Origin of the sequence: Cryptosporangium aurantiacum (genome assembly GCF_900143005.1) — a bacterium.
Taxonomy (GTDB): Bacteria; Actinomycetota; Actinomycetes; order Mycobacteriales; family Cryptosporangiaceae; genus Cryptosporangium; species Cryptosporangium aurantiacum.
In genome coordinates, this window is record NZ_FRCS01000004.1 from 106,225 (window position 1) to 122,137 (window position 15,913).

At 71.8% G+C, this 15,913-nt stretch carries 13 protein-coding genes; 5 read left to right on the forward strand and 8 right to left on the reverse strand.

What is annotated here, in order from left to right:
* Positions 1-10 precede the first annotated feature (10 nt).
* Together BUB75_RS14880 and BUB75_RS14885 are read right to left on the reverse strand one after the other, a co-directional pair.
* Positions 11-529, reverse strand: a complete 519-nt coding sequence (locus BUB75_RS14880) for a TetR/AcrR family transcriptional regulator (RefSeq protein ID WP_073257534.1) — start codon at positions 527-529, stop codon at positions 11-13.
* A 215-nt stretch (positions 530-744) separates the two neighbouring features.
* On the reverse strand, positions 745-2,934 hold the full coding sequence (locus BUB75_RS14885) for an MMPL family transporter (protein WP_073257536.1): 2,190 nt from the start codon (positions 2,932-2,934) through the stop codon (positions 745-747).
* A gap of 271 nt (positions 2,935-3,205) precedes the next feature.
* On the opposite strand from BUB75_RS14885, the gene BUB75_RS14890 reads away from it, so the two are divergent.
* Positions 3,206-3,655, forward strand: coding sequence for a DUF7144 family membrane protein (locus BUB75_RS14890; protein WP_073257538.1), 450 nt, complete (start codon positions 3,206-3,208; stop codon positions 3,653-3,655).
* 1 nt (position 3,656) lies between these two features.
* A complete protein-coding gene (locus BUB75_RS14895; RefSeq protein ID WP_073257540.1) occupies positions 3,657-4,160 on the forward strand; it encodes a DUF6069 family protein in 504 nt (167 codons plus the stop codon).
* 272 nt (positions 4,161-4,432) lie between these two features.
* Here the strand turns inward: BUB75_RS14895 and BUB75_RS14900 are convergent, their stop codons facing one another.
* The 3 genes from BUB75_RS14900 to BUB75_RS14910 form a co-directional block, all read right to left on the reverse strand.
* Positions 4,433-5,560: a hypothetical protein gene (locus BUB75_RS14900; RefSeq protein WP_073257542.1), complete on the reverse strand. Its 1,128-nt coding sequence runs from the start codon at positions 5,558-5,560 to the stop codon at positions 4,433-4,435.
* Entirely contained in the window at positions 5,560-6,366 is an 807-nt protein-coding gene (locus BUB75_RS14905) for a metallophosphoesterase family protein (protein ID WP_073257544.1), read from the reverse strand. The genes BUB75_RS14900 and BUB75_RS14905 overlap by 1 nt, the downstream gene beginning before the upstream one ends.
* A gap of 154 nt (positions 6,367-6,520) precedes the next feature.
* Positions 6,521-7,927: a DUF2252 domain-containing protein gene (locus BUB75_RS14910; protein WP_073257545.1), complete on the reverse strand. Its 1,407-nt coding sequence runs from the start codon at positions 7,925-7,927 to the stop codon at positions 6,521-6,523.
* Positions 7,928-8,098: 171 nt separating this feature from the next.
* Between BUB75_RS14910 and BUB75_RS14915 the strand changes: the two genes are divergently transcribed.
* The gene (locus BUB75_RS14915) at positions 8,099-9,907 is read left to right on the forward strand and encodes a SulP family inorganic anion transporter (protein WP_143175217.1); all 1,809 of its coding nucleotides are present in this window, start codon (positions 8,099-8,101) and stop codon (positions 9,905-9,907) included.
* Between the two features lie 223 nt (positions 9,908-10,130).
* Here BUB75_RS14915 and BUB75_RS14920 read toward each other — a convergent pair whose 3' ends face one another.
* Positions 10,131-10,676 (reverse strand): hypothetical protein, encoded by a 546-nt coding sequence (locus tag BUB75_RS14920; RefSeq protein WP_218617524.1) that lies wholly within the window; start codon positions 10,674-10,676, stop codon positions 10,131-10,133.
* A 686-nt stretch (positions 10,677-11,362) separates the two neighbouring features.
* Between BUB75_RS14920 and BUB75_RS14925 the strand changes: the two genes are divergently transcribed.
* On the forward strand, positions 11,363-12,715 hold the full coding sequence (locus BUB75_RS14925) for a hypothetical protein (protein WP_218617525.1): 1,353 nt from the start codon (positions 11,363-11,365) through the stop codon (positions 12,713-12,715).
* A 60-nt stretch (positions 12,716-12,775) separates the two neighbouring features.
* Here BUB75_RS14925 and BUB75_RS14930 read toward each other — a convergent pair whose 3' ends face one another.
* Together BUB75_RS14930 and BUB75_RS14935 are read right to left on the reverse strand one after the other, a co-directional pair.
* Complete coding sequence (locus tag BUB75_RS14930; RefSeq protein WP_073257547.1) at positions 12,776-13,489, reverse strand: hypothetical protein; 714 nt, start codon at positions 13,487-13,489, stop codon at positions 12,776-12,778.
* A gap of 114 nt (positions 13,490-13,603) precedes the next feature.
* On the reverse strand, positions 13,604-15,112 hold the full coding sequence (locus BUB75_RS14935) for an MFS transporter (RefSeq protein ID WP_073257549.1): 1,509 nt from the start codon (positions 15,110-15,112) through the stop codon (positions 13,604-13,606).
* A gap of 118 nt (positions 15,113-15,230) precedes the next feature.
* On the opposite strand from BUB75_RS14935, the gene BUB75_RS14940 reads away from it, so the two are divergent.
* Positions 15,231-15,908 carry a TetR/AcrR family transcriptional regulator gene (locus tag BUB75_RS14940; RefSeq protein WP_073257551.1) on the forward strand — a complete coding sequence of 226 codons (678 nt, stop codon included), beginning with the start codon at positions 15,231-15,233 and terminating at the stop codon, positions 15,906-15,908.
* The last annotated feature ends 5 nt before the right edge of the window (positions 15,909-15,913 follow it).

Here is a 15,913-nt window from a genome sequence, read left to right on the forward strand (position 1 = left end):
GCCCGCAGAGCTACGCCGGGTACCGCAGTGCCGCCCGCGTACCGAACAGGCCGTCGAGCAGGACGCCGAGCAGCCGCTCGGTGGCCTCGCCGCGGTTCACGGCGGATGGTCCGCCGCGCAGCGCGCCCTCCAGCATCTCGAAGACGAGCGGCAGGTCGGTGATCGCGATGTCGTCCCGGAGGCTCCCGTCCTCCTGCGCGCGGCGGAACGCGGGCCCGAGGATCGTGAGCAGCGCATCGGTGTACCGGCGCTGAGCCCGTTCCGGCAGCTCACGGAAGAGGTGGACGAGCGAGCGCTGCTCGGTCTGCAGCGTGAGCACCGCGTACAGCAGGTCGCGGAACGTCCAGCCGTCCGACCCGTTGGTGGCCGCTCGATGCTCGAGCTCGGTCAGCCACTGGGTCGCGACCGCGATGCCCAGCGCGTAACGGTCCGGAAAGTGCCGGTAGACGGTCGCCCGCCCGAGGCCGGCGCGGCGGGCGATCTCGTCCAGCGACACGACGTCCTCGTCGCGGAACGCGTCTTCGGCCACCCGAAGAATCGCCTCGCGATTACGTCGGGCATCCAGACGTCGAGGCGAGGAACCCACCGCTGGAATCGACCGCACGAAGCGGACATTACCTACCGGCAGCCCGAGCCATCACCCTTATGGACGATTTTGTCATCAAGGGGCGTAAATGGGGATTCACGTTCCGAGCCGACGTGGTGAAGACCTACCGCCGCTCCCACGGCGGTAGGTCTACACGGTCAGACCTTGGCGAGCTCTTTCTCGGTGGGCTCGTGCAGCTGCTCCCGCAGCTTCTCGCCTTCGATATCGACGTTGGGCAGCAGCCGGTCCAGCCACCGCGGCAGCCACCACGCGCTCCGCCCGAACAGCGAGATCACCGCGGGCACGATCGTCATCCGGACGATGAACGCGTCCACAGCGACGCCGAGCGCCAGCGCGAAGCCCACCGACTTGATCGTCGGGTCGTCGATCAAGACGAAGCCGGCGAACACGCTGATCATGATCAGTGCCGCCGCGGTGACGACGCGGGCGCCGTGCCCCATTCCGCTGATCGTGGCCTCCTGCGCACCGGCGCCGTGCACGAAGTCCTCCCGCATCCGGGACACCAGGAACACCTCGTAGTCCATCGCGAGCCCGAACAGGATGCCGATCAGCAGGATCGGCAGGAAGCTGACCAGCGGCCCCGGTGTGGACACTCCCACCAGGTTCGCCAGGTGGCCCTCCTGGAAGATCCAGACCGTGATGCCGAACGTGGTACCGACCGTGAGCAGGAAGCCCCCGGCGGCTTTCAGCGGCACCAGGATCGAGCGGAACACCAGCATGAGCAGCAGTACCGACAGTCCGACGACCAGCGCGAGGTAGATCGGCAGGGCGCCGGAGAGCTTCTCGGACACGTCGATGCCGACCGCGGTCTGCCCGGTCAGCGATACCTCGGCGCCGTCGATGCCCCGCGTCTCGTCGCGGACGTCGTGCACCAGCGTCTCGGTGGCGGCCGCGGTCGGACCGGTCTTCGGGATGATGCCCAGGAGCGCGGTGCGCTTGTCCGGGCTGAGGTTCGGCGGGGTGATCGCCAGCAGGTTCGGCGTCCCCCGCAGTGCCTGGGTGACGCCCTCCACGGCGGTCGCGGTCTGCTCCGGCGAGTCGGACGTGACGACGAGCGCGAGCCGCCCGTTGAAGCCGGGGCCGAAGCCCTCGGTGATCAGGTCGGCGGCCTCCCGGGCAGGTGAGCCCTCGGCGGCGGTGCTGGCGTCCGGCAGCGCGAGCCGCATGTCCGCCGCGGGCAGCGCCAGCACACCGAGCCCGACGATCCCGACCAGGATGACCGGGATCCGCAGCCGGGTGACGAGACGCGCCCACCGGAACCCGAAGCCCTCCTTCATGGCGCCCGGGACGGCGTCCCCATGTGCAGGAGACGTACCGCGGAGCTTGCGGGGAAGGACCCGCGTTCCGGCGAAGCCGAGGAACGCGGGCAGCAGCGTGACCGCGACCAGTACCGCGACCGCAACGGTCCCGGCGGCGGCCAGGCCCATCGCGGTGAGGAACGGGATGTTGACGACGGCGAGCCCGGAGAGCGCGATGATCACCGTGATCCCGGCGAACACGACGGCCGACCCCGCGGTGCCGACCGCGCGTGCGGCGGCCTCCTCCGGCTCGACGCCCTCGGCCAGGTGCTGGCGGTGCCGCGAGGTGATGAACAGCGAGTAGTCGATGCCGACGGCCAGGCCGAGCATCAGCGCGAGGATCGGCGCGGTGCTGTTCAGCGAGACGACGCCGGACAGCGCGTAGAGACCGGCCATGCCCGCGGCGACGCCGATCAGCGCGTTGAGCATCGTCATCCCGGCTGCGACCAGCGAGCCGAACGTGATCAGCAGGACCACCAGCGCGACCGCGACGCCGATGGCCTCGGTGCTGCCGACCTCCGGGGGCGAGCTCGTCACCTCGCCGCCGTGCTCGACGCGCAGCCCGGCGGCCTCCGCGTCGGCGCCGGACTTCTCGTACGCGCTGCGCTGGGCCTCGGTGACCTCGTCGGCAGGCTCGGCGAACTGCACCTGGATCAGGGCGTAGCGGCCGTCGGGCGACAGGGCCTTGGCGGTGAACGGATCGACGGCGCCGACCACGCCGGGAAGCGTGGATGCCTCCTTGACCAGGTCGCCGACCGCGGTGGTGAGCCGCGGTTCGGCGAGCGTCCGGCCCTCGGGAGCCTCCACCACGATCGTGCCGGTGGCGCCCGAGGCCGCGGGGAACTCACGTTCCAGCGCGTCGAGCGCACGCTGCGACTCGGTGCCCGGCAGAGCGAAGTCGCTGGTCGTCGGCCCCTTGAACGCAAGCGCGCTGCCGCCGAGCGCAACCAGGAGCGCGAGCCAGAGTGCGAGGACGAGTTTTCGTCGGCGGAACGAGCTCCGGCCGAGGCGGTAGAGCAGGGTAGCCAATGTGGATCCTTGTCAGGGGTGGAGTCAGGGCGCGGCACACGCCCCTCCCGTGGCCGCAATCCTGCCGGACCACCCCTGCACCTGCTAGCCGGACGGCTAGTGGGATGTCTAACAGGCCACCCGCGTTTCAGAGCTCCGAGCCCTCCCTCATCCTGCGCGGGTGATCCGCCGCGGGCGAGCGCGCCACGACGATGCGGAGCGGGCACCGAGCGGTCCCCCGTGGGCGCTCCCGGAGCGTCCGCGGATCTCGCCACGGAGGGACACAACGAAGATGGCGATCGCATCGAGGAGCGCGTGGACCGGCTGGATCGTCTTCGCCGGCGCCATGCTGATCGTGGTCGGCGTGATCAACGCCTTCCAAGGCTTCATCGCACTCATCTGGGACGAGCGGGTCGTCGTCACCTCCGCGAACCTGGTCGTCGTCGACCTGACCGGCTGGGCGTGGACGATCCTGCTGTTCGGGCTCTTGTTGCTCGCGGTCGGCGCCGCGCTGCTGCAAGGTCAGACCTGGGCCCGTGTCACGGCGATCATCCTCGTCGGGCTGCACGCAGTCGTGCAGATCGCCTGGCTCGGCGCGTATCCCGTCTGGTCGCTGCTGATGATCGGGCTGGACACGGTCATCCTGTTCGCGCTCACCGCGAAGTGGTCCGAGGCGCTCGGGGAGCTGCGTCCGGACGCAGCACCGCGCCGGGCCGGCTCCGACACCGTCACGGTGGACTGAGATGCAGCCCACCGAACCGGTCCGGCCGGCCGTCGACGCCCGCACGCTCTGGGCGGGTGGAGCGGCCGCGGCGCTGGTCGCCGCCCTGGTCGCGGTCGTGGGCGTCGTCATCGCGCGCGGCATCTTCGACGTGCCGGTGCTGGCTCCGCGCCGCGCCGGGGCGTTCGGCGATGCCAGTACCGGGACACTGGCGGTGTCGGCGGCCGTCGGCGCACTGCTGGCCACCGCACTCATCCACCTGCTGCTGATCTCCACGCCGAGACCGTTCGTGTTCTTCGGCTGGGTGGTGACGCTGGTGACCGCGGTGGCGACACTGGTGCCGCTCAGCTACGACGCGGACTGGGCGCCGCGACTCGCCACGTCGGTCATCCACCTGGTGATCGGCATCGCGATCGGGACGCTCGTCAGCGGCGTCGCCAGCCGATCCGTCCGAATGCCGCGCCGGCGGCGCCCGCCGTCCGGCGCACCCGGTCCGGGGCGGACGTATCCCGGGCAGCCGTACTAGTGGCCCACCCCCGGCCAGCCTGAACGGCCGGCCGCATCGCGTCAGGCCCGGCCGCTCAGGCCGGGCCTGACCGCCGTGCCGCGCCCAGCCCTCACCCTCGGCCCCGCCACCACGCCCGGCCCTGGCCGCCGCGCCCGGTGCGGCCGTCAGGCCTGGCCGTGGTCGGTCCGGCCGCCGTACCCGGCCTGGCCATCGTGCGGGGCCTGACCGTCAGGCCCGCGTATGGTCGGGCGGACCCCGGCCGTGGGCCGACAGGTCGGACGCTCAGGGCTCTAGGTGCGGCTCGGCGGGGCCGGGTCGGGGTCCGGCTGGGTGCCGGGGTCGGACGGCTCGGGGTGGCCGGCCGTGCGGTACTCGTGGATCGGCCGGTAGCGGTCGTCCAGCAGCGTGGTGAGGCTCAGCAGCACGACGAAGAACAGCGCGCTTCCCTCCTGCAGATCCCCCCGCCCGCGGTCGAGCAGCATCGCGGCGGCCGACACCAGCCCGACGTTCAGCAACACCCGGATCCCGAACGCGAGGGCGACCGACTCCACGCCCCGCGCTCCGCGCGCGACCCACAGGATCACCGCCGTGTTGATCACGACCAGCACGGCGACGCCGAGGAAGAACTGCAGGGCGGACGTGTCGCGGCCGGGTAGCACCTGCGCGTAGATCACCAGCAGCAAGCCGACGAGGACCACTTTCTCCGCGGTGGAGGCCGACAGCAGCCGTCCGTGGGCCGCGACCCACCGTTCGCGCTGCGGCGCCGTCCGGATGCCGGCAGGCAGCGGATCCGCGGTGAGCTGCCACGCGTGGTCGGTGGCGGGTAGCCGCGGACGCAGGAACGTCCCGACCGCCACCGCGACGACGGCCAGCAGTAAGCCGATCGCGACGCCGGCCCACGGGTACTCGCCCAGCAGGTCGGTCACGTCCAACTGGGCGATATGGATCCAGTACTCCTGCGGCAGCTTGACGAAGATCCAGATCGCGGCCGCGGTCAGCACCCAGAATCGGACGCTGCACCGGTCCGGACGCCACCGTGTCCGAACCACCTCGTAGGCGATGAAAAAGTACTCGAACGTGTTCGGGAAGACCATCAACAGCGGCCGCCAGTCGGTCAACTCGAACGCGACGACGCCCACCAGGCGGTAGAAGTACAGGAACCGCGCGACGCCGACCGCGGACTCGCTGGTCCAGTTCCGCATCGTCGTGAGGTACGCGATGGACAGGTAATACACGTCCATCGCCTTGTCGTAGCCCTGGTAACCCGGCGGGTCGTACCCGAACGCCTGGAAGATCGTCTGGTCGACGCCGTCGAGGACCAACGCCGCGACGATCGCGGGCAGCGGGAACCGTGGGATGAGCAGCGGCACCAGGAACCGGGCAGCCACCACCGCGCTGAACACCAGGGCCTGGTCCATCACGGCGCTCCCGAAGGTGTGCGTAGGTGCCGGGCACTCGGGCCCGGACGCCATTCGTCCCGGATCCAGCGCCGCTCGTCCACCGTGACGCCGCCGGTGTCGACCCGCAACACGCTCCAGGATTGTTCCGCGCCCCGGGTGCGCCCACTGGTCGCCGTACCGGCGATCACCTCGATGACGCGATGACGGCGACCACCGTGCACCAGTTCGACCACGCGACTGGCCGGCACGTGCGTATGACCGGCCATCACGACGTCGACCCGTGCCGCGACGAGCGCCTCGACCAGCAGGGCTCGCCCAACCAGCCTGGCGGTACCGGTCGCGAGTGGCGGATGGTGCAGCGCGAGCACGCGCAGTGTCCCGTCCGGTGCGCCGCCCAGCACCGCGTCGATCCGTGCCGCCTGGTCCGCGGTGATCCGACCGGACTTCCACCGCCACCACGGCATCGAGGCCAGACCGAGCACCCGCGCGCCCGGCACGTTCAGCACTGGTTCGATGTCCGGGTCGACGTACGCCCGGTAGCGCCCGTACGGCGTCCGGACCCGGGACGGTGCGAGCGGGACATCGTGGTTGCCCGGTATCACCAGGCACGGCTGCGGCAGTTGATCGAGCAGCACGCGGGCCAGCCGGAGCTGCGCGGACCGTGCCCGCATCGTGCAGTCGCCGGTGACCACCGTGAGGTCGGGCCGGGCCCGGTGGACGTCCGCCACCACCGCGTCGGCGAGCGTCGGCGGGCGCCTGCCGACGTGGAGATCGGAGACGTGCGCGATCACCAGCGACGCTGCGCCGGTATCCGGTGCGGTCATCCGCCCGGTGCCCGGCAGACGCCACCCACAGCCCGGCCCGCGGACGCTGCGCCGCGCGCGGCGCTCGCACCCCGGCCCGCGCCGCCCGCGGACCGGCCCACGGCACTCACAGCCCGGCCCGCGCCGCCAACGGCCAGGCGCGGGGGCGTCGGGGTCACGGGCTCGCCTCGGCCTGGATCGTGCCGTCGCGCACCGCTTCGGCGAACAGCGCGTAGTCGCGCTCGGCCCGGTCGGCGTATCGCTCGGCGAACTCGACCAGCGCCTCGTCGAACGTCGCATCGTCGCCCAGGTAGGCCGCGATCGCGATCCGGTCGCCGGTCCGGGCGTGCGCACGGGCCAGCGTCCAGGCGCACAGCGCCCCGTAGGTGCGCAGGGTGGTCGGGTCCATCTCCTCGACGAGCGCCGAGAACTTCCAGTCCCGCAGCTGCCGGACGTAGAAGTCACGGACGTGGCCGTCGATGCCCATCGCGGTCTGCCAGCCGAGAAAGATGTCGCTGGCCGCCTGCATCCGGCGCTGGCCGGTCACCACCCGCTGGCCCTCGCTGATCCGGCTCGGCAGCCGCAGCCCCGGCGCGACGTGGGCGGCCAGCACCGACGGCTCGGCCTCCTTCACCTGCAGCAACAGCGGATCGTCGTCGTCTCGTCCGTGCAACAGCACGATCCAGCAGCGGGTGCCGACGCTGCCGACACCGACCACCTTGCGGGCCGTATCCACGTAGGTGAACGCATCCAGCAGCGGCCGACGTTCGATCGGAAGCGTCCGCCGGTATCGCCGCAACAGCGCCCGGATATCGTCCGCGAAGCGTTCCTGAGCGTCGTCCGGAAGCAGGTCGGCGACCGGTACCAGCAGCGGCGGATCGGCCGCGATCGCCCGGCGTCCCTCCACCGACGTGGTGAGCTTGCGATACGCCTGCAGGCTGTCCCGCGACCGAGCCTTGGTCCGTACCTTCTCCAGCCGCTTGAGCCGCTCTTTGCTCAACTCGGCGGTCAGCTCCGGCGCCAACCGGTCGACGTCGGCATGTGCGTACCAGACCTCGAGCTCCCGCGCGGCTGCGAACTCCGCCATCGTCGTGCGGTACCGGCCCACCGCCGCGCGAACGATCCCGGCCCGTGCCTTCCGACGGAAACCGTTGCCGCGCGCCGCGATAGTCAGGCTCGCCGCGAGCCGCTTGACGTCCCACTCCCACGGTCCCGGGTAGGTCTCGTCGAAGTCGTTGACGTCGAACAGCATCCGCCGTTCCGGCGACCCGAAGACGCCGAAGTTGGACAGGTGCGCGTCCCCACACAGTTGCGCGGGGAGACCGGAGTTCGGCGTCGTCGCGAGATCGGCGGCCATGATCGCCGCGGACCCGCGGTAGAACGCGAAGACCGACGTCAGCATCCGCCCGTGTCGCATCGGCAGCAGCTCCGGGAGCCGACCCGCCTCCTGGGTGGTGAGCACGGTGACCGGATCCGTCCGGCCCGCACTCGGCGCGAACTCGGCGTGCGTGGCCAGCGGCGTCCGCTCCCGAGCGGCGCGACCGGTCTCGACCCGGGTCGCCGGATCACGGTGATCGACCATGCGTCCCCCCGGTTGTCACGATGCGGACTGGACGTCCTACGGTCGTCCCGGCCGACGACTCGCACATCATCCGCAGCGGAGGACCATCGGAGCAGCCGCGGTTCACCCCTACCGGATGGGGTCGACAGAGCCGACGCGTCCGGAGAATGGCTGGGTCGCGAGGGAGGCCGGATGTCGAGAGTCGCGTGGCTGCCGGGCGTGCGCATGGTCACCACGTATCGTCCCGAGTACGCGCGCCGTGACCTCGTCGCGGGCCTGGTGCTGGCCACGCTGCTGGTGCCGCAGGGCATGGCCTACGCGACGCTGGCCGGGCTCCCGCCGATCACCGGCCTCTACACGTCGATCTTCTGCCTGATCGGGTACGCGGTGTTCGGGCCGTCCCGGGTCCTGGTCCTGGGCCCGGACTCGTCGCTGGGGCCGATGATCGCCGCCGCCGTGCTGCCGCTCGTCGTGGCGGGCAGCGGCGCGGACGCCGAGGCGGTCGCGCTCGCGTCGATCCTGGCCCTGATGGTCGGGGCTGCGATGGTGATCGCCGGCGCGGGCAAGCTCGGTTTCCTGGCCGACCTGCTGGCCAAGCCCACCCGGATCGGCTACCTCAACGGGCTCGCGCTCACGATCCTGATCGGGCGCCTTCCCTCGCTGGTGGGCGCCGACGTCGACGGCGACGGGGTCTGGGCGGAGCTGACCGGGACGATCCGCGCGGTGTTCGAGGGCGCGGCTACCCCGGCTGCTGCCGCGATCGGGATCGGGAGCCTGGCTCTGATCCTCGGCTTGCGCCGGTGGGCGCCCAAGGTCCCGGGCATCCTGGTGACGGTGGTTCTGGCGACCGGTCTGTGCTGGCTGGTCGAACTCGACGACGTCGACGTGGTCGGGACCCTTCCGCAGGGCTTCCCGCCGTTCACGATTCCGTCGGCCTCTTTGTCGGACGTCGGGCTGCTGGCCGTCGCGGCGTTGGGCATCACGCTGGTGGCGCTGACAGACACGATCTCCACCGCATCCGCGTTCGCCGCGAAGTCGGGCACCGAGGTCCGGCCCAACCAGGAGATGGTGGGCATCGGCGCGGCGAACATCGCCGCGGGCCTGTTCCAGGGGTTCCCGGTGAGCACCAGCGGTTCCCGCACCGCCGTAGCCCAGCAGGCCGGCGCCCGCACCCAGGTAACCGGCTTGGTCGGTGCGGTGAGCATCGCCGTGCTGTTGCTCGTCGCCCCGAACCTGCTGCGATACCTGCCGCAGGCGACGCTGGCCGCCGTGGTCATCGTCGCCGCGTTCTCGCTGGTCGACATCCCCGGCGCGGTCCGGCTGTGGCAGCAGCGGCGGCTGGAATTCGGCGTCTCGGCGGCGGCCTTCGCCGGGGTGGTCGTGCTCGGCGTCCTTCCCGGGATCGGCGTCGCGGTCGCGCTGTCGGTCCTGAACGTCTTCCGGCGCGCCTGGTGGCCGTACCAGACCGTGCTCGGCCGCGTCGACGGCATGGACGGCTACCACGACGTCGAGGTGCACCGGGACGCCGAGCGGCTTCCCGGCCTGGTTCTCTACCGCTTCGACGCGCCGCTGATCTTCGCCAACTCCCGCACGTTCCGCGAGCAGGTGCGGCGGCTGGCCCGCAGCGATCCGCGTCCGCGGTGGATCGTGATCGCCGCCGAACCGATCACCGACGTCGACACGACCGCCGCCGACATGCTGGAGGAGCTCGACCTGGAGCTGAACGCCGAGGGGATCTCGCTGGTGTTCGCCGAGCTCAAGACGCCGGTGCGGGAGAAGGTGAAGCGCTACGAGCTGACCCGGACGATCGATCCGCGCCACTTCTACCCCACGGTCGAAGACGCCGTCCGCGCCTTCGCCGCCGAGTCCGCCGCCGGGGAGGTCGCCGCCGATCGGGCCACCGCGACCAAGACCACTGCCGCGGACGCCGCAGGCGGGGCCACCCCGGGCGAGCCAACGCCGGCGACGCCGCCGCCGCGGGTGGAACCGCGGATCGAGTGACCGCGGCCGGGGACGCCGCCGGGGAAGATGGCGCGGAGCGGCGTCCGCCGGTGGACCAGTCTTAGGCGGCTAGGCGCTCTGTGTGGATGTCCCGCCGCGGGTGCCCCGGCACCCAACCATCCATCCGAGCCCAGCAGCGCATCATTCCGCCAGCAGGTGAGTGGACCCGCTCGGGCTAGCTATGGCTGGCCCAGACGGGTCCGCTCTTCACGGGCGCGGCAGGTCAGTGCGCGAGGGTCTTCAAGCCGATCATGCCGACGCCGAACGCGGCGGCCACCGCTGCTGACATCAAGCGCTCCGGCGTCGTGAGCCGACCGTTCCGACCGATCTCCCAGCCGGTGAGAGCGAGCAGGACCGTGGTGCAGATCAACCCCGCCATGATCGCCGTCCCCACCTTCGCTCCGAGCAGGCGCACGATCACCATGCAGGCAAGCGGTATCGCGGACGCGCTGACCAGCTCCCAACCCTCGGTCAGGCGCCGGCGGATCACTTCCCAAGGGGGCCGGTGTCCCGCGTGGATCCGTTCGGCCACCACGCGGGCGTACCGCTCGGCGCTCCAGTAGATGACCAGGGTCCCGAGCACGAACGCCGACGCGCCCCAGGCGGTATGAGCGTGCGAGGCGGCGAGTACCCCGCCGCTGACGATCAGCCCGTAGACGGCCGCAGCCGTGCTCTCCTCGCTCGCGCGCCGAATGCGCAGTCGGAAGCCGAGGCGGCGCCAACGCCCCGGCCGACTGCCGAGCTGGTCGGCGGAAGACCTCTCGGTCATCAGCGTCCTCCTCCCGGACCGGTGGCTGCGCCGCCGGGGCACACGTACGGAGTTCAGTGGGCCAGACCGCGGCGGGTGGCCGCTTCCCCCGCCGCGGATGAACCCGCCGCCGGGCGTTCGTGTCGCAGCCTCACCCCCTCGGGATGAGCCGCAGGCCGAGAGGTCCGCGCGACCGTCGAGCGATGCCGGATTCTCGTCCGACGGAGGACGCCATGACCTCCCCGCCACCCACCCGACCGAACGACGCCGAACCGGTGGCAGCCGCCCCAGCCGCTGAAGCCCCAGCCGCGCCTCCGGCCGCGGAGACCCCCGCCGCGCCACCAGCCGCAGAGACCCCCGCCGCGCCACCAGCCGCAGAGACCCCCGCCGCGCCACCAACCGCAGAGACCCCAGCCGCGCCACCAGCCGCGGAGACCCCCGCCGCGCCACCAGCCGCTGGGTTCCCAGCCGCCAAGCCCCCGGCACCCGCGACCGCGGGAGCCGAGACCGAGGGCGTCGACAGTGGCCCCGAGGCCGCTGGAGCCGAGGTCAGGCCCGGCGGCGCTGAGGCCAAGGTCGGCGCCGCCGAGGGCGGGGCCGCTGACGGCGGGGCCGCTGACGGCAGCGCTGATGAAGTCGGAACCGCTGGGGCCAGCGTCGGGGACGGGCGCGAGGGCGACGAGCGGGAGCGGGCTGAGGTTGATCGGTTGCGGGGTGAGGTCGCGGCGCTCCGGGCGGAGTTGTCGACCCGGCGCCAGCGACGCTCGATCCTGGACGCCGCCCGCCGGATCATCGCGGCCGTGTGCGTGATGCTGGCGGCCTTCGCGCTGGTCGCCAGCGTGGTCGGGGTCTGGGCGGCACGCACGGTGCTGGACACCGACCGCTGGGTCGCGGCGGTCGCGCCGCTGCCGGAGGACCCCGCGGTCGCCACCGCCGTCGCGCAGTACTCGACCGACCAGCTCTTCGAGGTGCTGGACGTCGAGACGCGGCTGCGGGAAGCGCTGCCGCCGCGGGCCGGCTTCGTGATCGGGCCGCTCACGGTCCAGCTGCGCGGGGTGATCCGGACGCAAGTCTTGAACATCGTGTCCAGCGAAAGGTTCCAGACGGTCTGGGAGGAGGCCAACCGCCGCGCGCACCAGCGGGCCCTGGCGATCATCGAGGGCCGAAGCACGCTGATCACTGCGAGCGACGACCAGGTACGGATCGACCTGCTGCCGCTGATCAACCAGGTTCTCCAGCGCATCGAGACCCAGTTGCCGACGTTCTTCGGCCGAAGTCTGTCGCTGCCCGACCTTCGTAGCGGCGAGATCCCGCCCAACCTGCGGGAACGGATCGAGACCGCGCTCGGGGTGTCGCTCCCGGCGAACTTCGCGCAGTTCACGGTGTACGACGCCGGTCGGCTGCGCGCCGTGCAGGAGACCGTGGTGGCTGTCCGGCAGGGGCTGATCGCGCTGGTCCTCGGTGCGATTGCGCTGCTGCTCATCGCGCTCGCGATCGCACCACGTCGACGGCGCACCCTGTTGCAGCTGGGTATCTGGCTGGCGGTGGCCGCGGTTGCCGTCACCGCCGTCCTGCGCGCCGCCCGCGCCGAGTTGCTGCAGCAGGTGCCGGACGGCGTCTATCGGGACGGGGTGGCTGCGACGCTGACGATCGTCACCGCGCCGCTGCGTGACCGAGGGCTGCTGGTGATCGCCGCCGGAGTGCTGATCGCTCTCGTCGCCTACCTGGTCGGACCGGGTCGGGTGCCGGTCGCGCTCCGCCGGGGCATCGCCCGCGGCACACGCTCGGCCGGACGCGGCACCGCACGGGGTGGTCGGTGGCTGGCCGCGCACGGGCCGGGCTGGATCCGGCGCTACCGGGACCCGCTGCGGATCGGCGGCGCGGTGGTCGCCGCGCTGGCCGTGATCCTGGTGTCGTCGTGGAGCGGTCTGCTGGTGATCGTGGTCCTGCTCGTCGTCTACGAGGTCGCGGTGACGCTGATCGCCCGGTCGCCGTCAGAGACGGTGCCGACCGAGCCGCGGCCGCCACAGACCGAGTCCCCGGCGCCCGCCCGAGGCTAAACGACGCGCAGAGGCCACCCGAGGATGGAGGCGCTAGAGACCGAGACGGCCCGGCTGCCGTCAGCCCAGGTCCCAGGTCTGCCAGGAGATCACCCAGTCGCGCTCCGCCCGCGGCGGCAGCTCGCCGGCAAACGCCGCATCGAGCGCTACCGCGTCGAGGGCCGCCGGGGCCCGGGGCGCGCCCTGCCCCACCTTCTCCGCGTGGATCTCCGGGCACTCGACGTAGACGTTGCCACCGGCGACGAACGTGCGCACCGACTGGTTCGTCCGCTGCCGGATCAACCGGCGCACGGTCCTCCGGAGCTCCGCCTGTTGGTCGCCCGGTACGCCATGGATCTCGGCGAACCCGCGCTGGTCGACGACGACGTCCGCCGCGAGGCCGGCGACGAGGGCCAGCCGGGAGTCCGGCTTCGGCGCCGGGAAGTGCCGGTCGATCAGCGCGAGACAGCGACGGCAGGTCGGCGCGAACGCGACGTCGCCGTTCCGCACCACCGGGCCGCCGTCGCCGCCGACCATGACCGCCCATTCTCGTCCGCAGAGCGTGGTCCGCGACCACAGCGGCGCGGTCAGCGCCGTGCGGTCGTAACCGGACATCGTGCGGTCCTCGTCCCCGTTCGCGTCGTCGAAGTGGACGTCGTGCACGGCTTCCCGGCCGCTCCCGGGTTCGTCGGCGACGGTGGCCAGGTGCACGGCGACACCACTGCTGGTCGCGGTGAGCAGCATCGGTCTGCCGGTCACCTCGATCACGTTCGGCCCGTGTCCCGCGGAAGGCATACACGCATTCTCACCGCCACCGCGGCCGGTCACCACTTCGCGTGTGCCACGGTCGGGTGACAAAACGACGACCCGCACCCGGTGTCGGGTGCGGGTCGTCGTGTCAGGCGACGGTCACATGTGCGCGGCCGGTGCGGCGTCCGGGTCCACGGCCAGCGGTCCCGAGCGCAGCAGGAGTCCGGACAGGACGGCGCCGAGCACGAAGAACCCGGCGACCCAGGCGAACGTCGTCGTGTAGCTGTTGATCGTGGCCGCCGCCACGACCTCGGCGGTGGGGTTCTTGCCGACGAGGTAGTCGGTGACCGCACTCGCCGCGATCGTGCTCAGCACCGCGGTGCCGACCGAGCCGCCGATCTGCTGGGCGGTGTTGACCAGCGCGGAGGCGACCCCGGCGTCCGAAGCGTGGACACCGGACGTGCCGGCGGACATCGCGGGAGCCATACCCAGGCCGATACCGACGCCGGTGATGATCAGCGGGCCGAGCACGTCCGCGGCGTAGGTGGAGCCGACCTCCAGCTGGGTGAGCCAGAGCATGCCGGCCGCGGCGAGGAGGAACCCGACCGGCACCAGTGGCCGCGGACCCACCCGCGGCAGCACGATGCTCGTGGTCAGCGTGGCGGTGACGGCCAGCGCGCCGATCATCGGCAGGAACGCCGCACCCGAGGAGATCGGGGAGAAGCCGAGGTTCTGCTGCAGGTAGTAGGTCAGGAACAGGAACACCGCGAACATCCCGATGCCCAGCAGCAGCACCGCGATCAGCGAACCACCGCGGGTCCGGTCGAACAGCACCCGCAGCGGAATCAGCGGGTGGGCGACGCGAGACTCGATCACCAGGAACGCGGCGAGCAGCACGGCGCCGGCGACCAGCCAGCCCCACACCACACCCTCGCTCCAGTCGTGCGTCTCGGCGTTCGCGAACCCGTAGACGACGCTGAACAGACCCGCCGACACGGTCAGCGTGCCCGGCACGTCCAGGCGGTGTCGCGGCCCGTCGGTCCGCTGGTTGTGCAGCAGCAGCACCCCGCCGGTCAGCGCGGCGATCGCGATCGGCACGTTCACGTACAGGCACCAGCGCCAGTTCAGGTACTCGGTCAGCACCCCACCGAGCAGCAGACCGATCGCGCCACCGGCGCCGGCGATCGCACCGTAGATGCCGAACGCCTTCGCGCGTTCCTTCGCGTCGGTGAACGTCGTGGTCACCAGCGACAGCACCGCCGGGGCCAGCAGCGCCCCGAACACACCCTGCGCGGCGCGGGCACCGACCAGCATGCCGAAGCCCTCGGCCGCACCACCGACCGCCGAGGCCAGCGCGAACCCGACCAGCCCGACCAGCAGCGCGGTCTTCCGGCCGATCAGGTCACCGACCCGGCCACCCAGCGGCAACAGGGCGCCGAACGCCAACGCGTACGCGGTGACGATCCACTGGCGGTCCTCGTTCGAGAACTCCAGCGCGGTCTGCGCCGACGGCAGCGCGATGTTCACGATCGTCGCGTCCAGCACCACCATCAGCTGCGCGAGCCCGAGCACGCCCAGGATGAGCCAGCGGCGGGCGTGGTGGGCGTTGTGCGGTGTAGCCGGGCCGGGATCGACGCCGGTGGCCGAATCCAGGTGCGCGGTGGTCATAGCGGTCCGTCTCCGAAAGATCGAGGGGTGTCCTCGGTCTCGTCGGCCGACCCAGCCGCTAACTTGAGAGATTGACTCCAAGTGGAGACTGTGTCTCAAATCATGTTACGGTGAGTTCATGAGCGGCAGTGCTGCCACCGGCGTTCCCGATCGACCGCTCCGGCGTGACGCTGAGCGGAACCGGTTGCGCATCCTCGCGGCCGCCCGTGAGGTCTTCGCCACCCGCGGCGTCGACGTCACGCTCGACGACATCGCGCACCACGCCGGGCTCGGCGTCGGCACGGTCTACCGCCGCTACCCGAGCCGGGAACATCTCGTCGAGGCGCTCTTCGACGAGCAACTCGACCGGCTGGTCACGCTGGCGCGGGACGGCGCGGAACATCCGGACGCGTGGACCGGATTGACCGAGTTCTTCGCGCGCTCGGCCGAGCTGATGGCCGCCGACCGAGGGTTGCAGGACGTGCTGTTCAGCCGCGTCTACGGGCACGAGCGGGTGGCGAGGGCACGGGACCGGATCGCGCCTGCCGTCGACGCGCTCGTCGCGCACTGCCAGGAGGCCGGTGTCGTGCGGCCGGACATCGTCGGGGGCGACCTCGCGATGCTGCAGTTCATGACCGCCGCACTGCTCGAGTACACCGAGCACGCGACGCCGGGTCTCTGGCAGCGGTACCTGACCATCCTGCTCGACGGCCTGCGCACGGACGCAACACCGCTACCGGTGCGGGCCCCGGACATCAACACGCTGGCCGCGATCGCCGAACAGTGGCGACCACCCCGCCGCCTGACCCGCGACTAGGACGG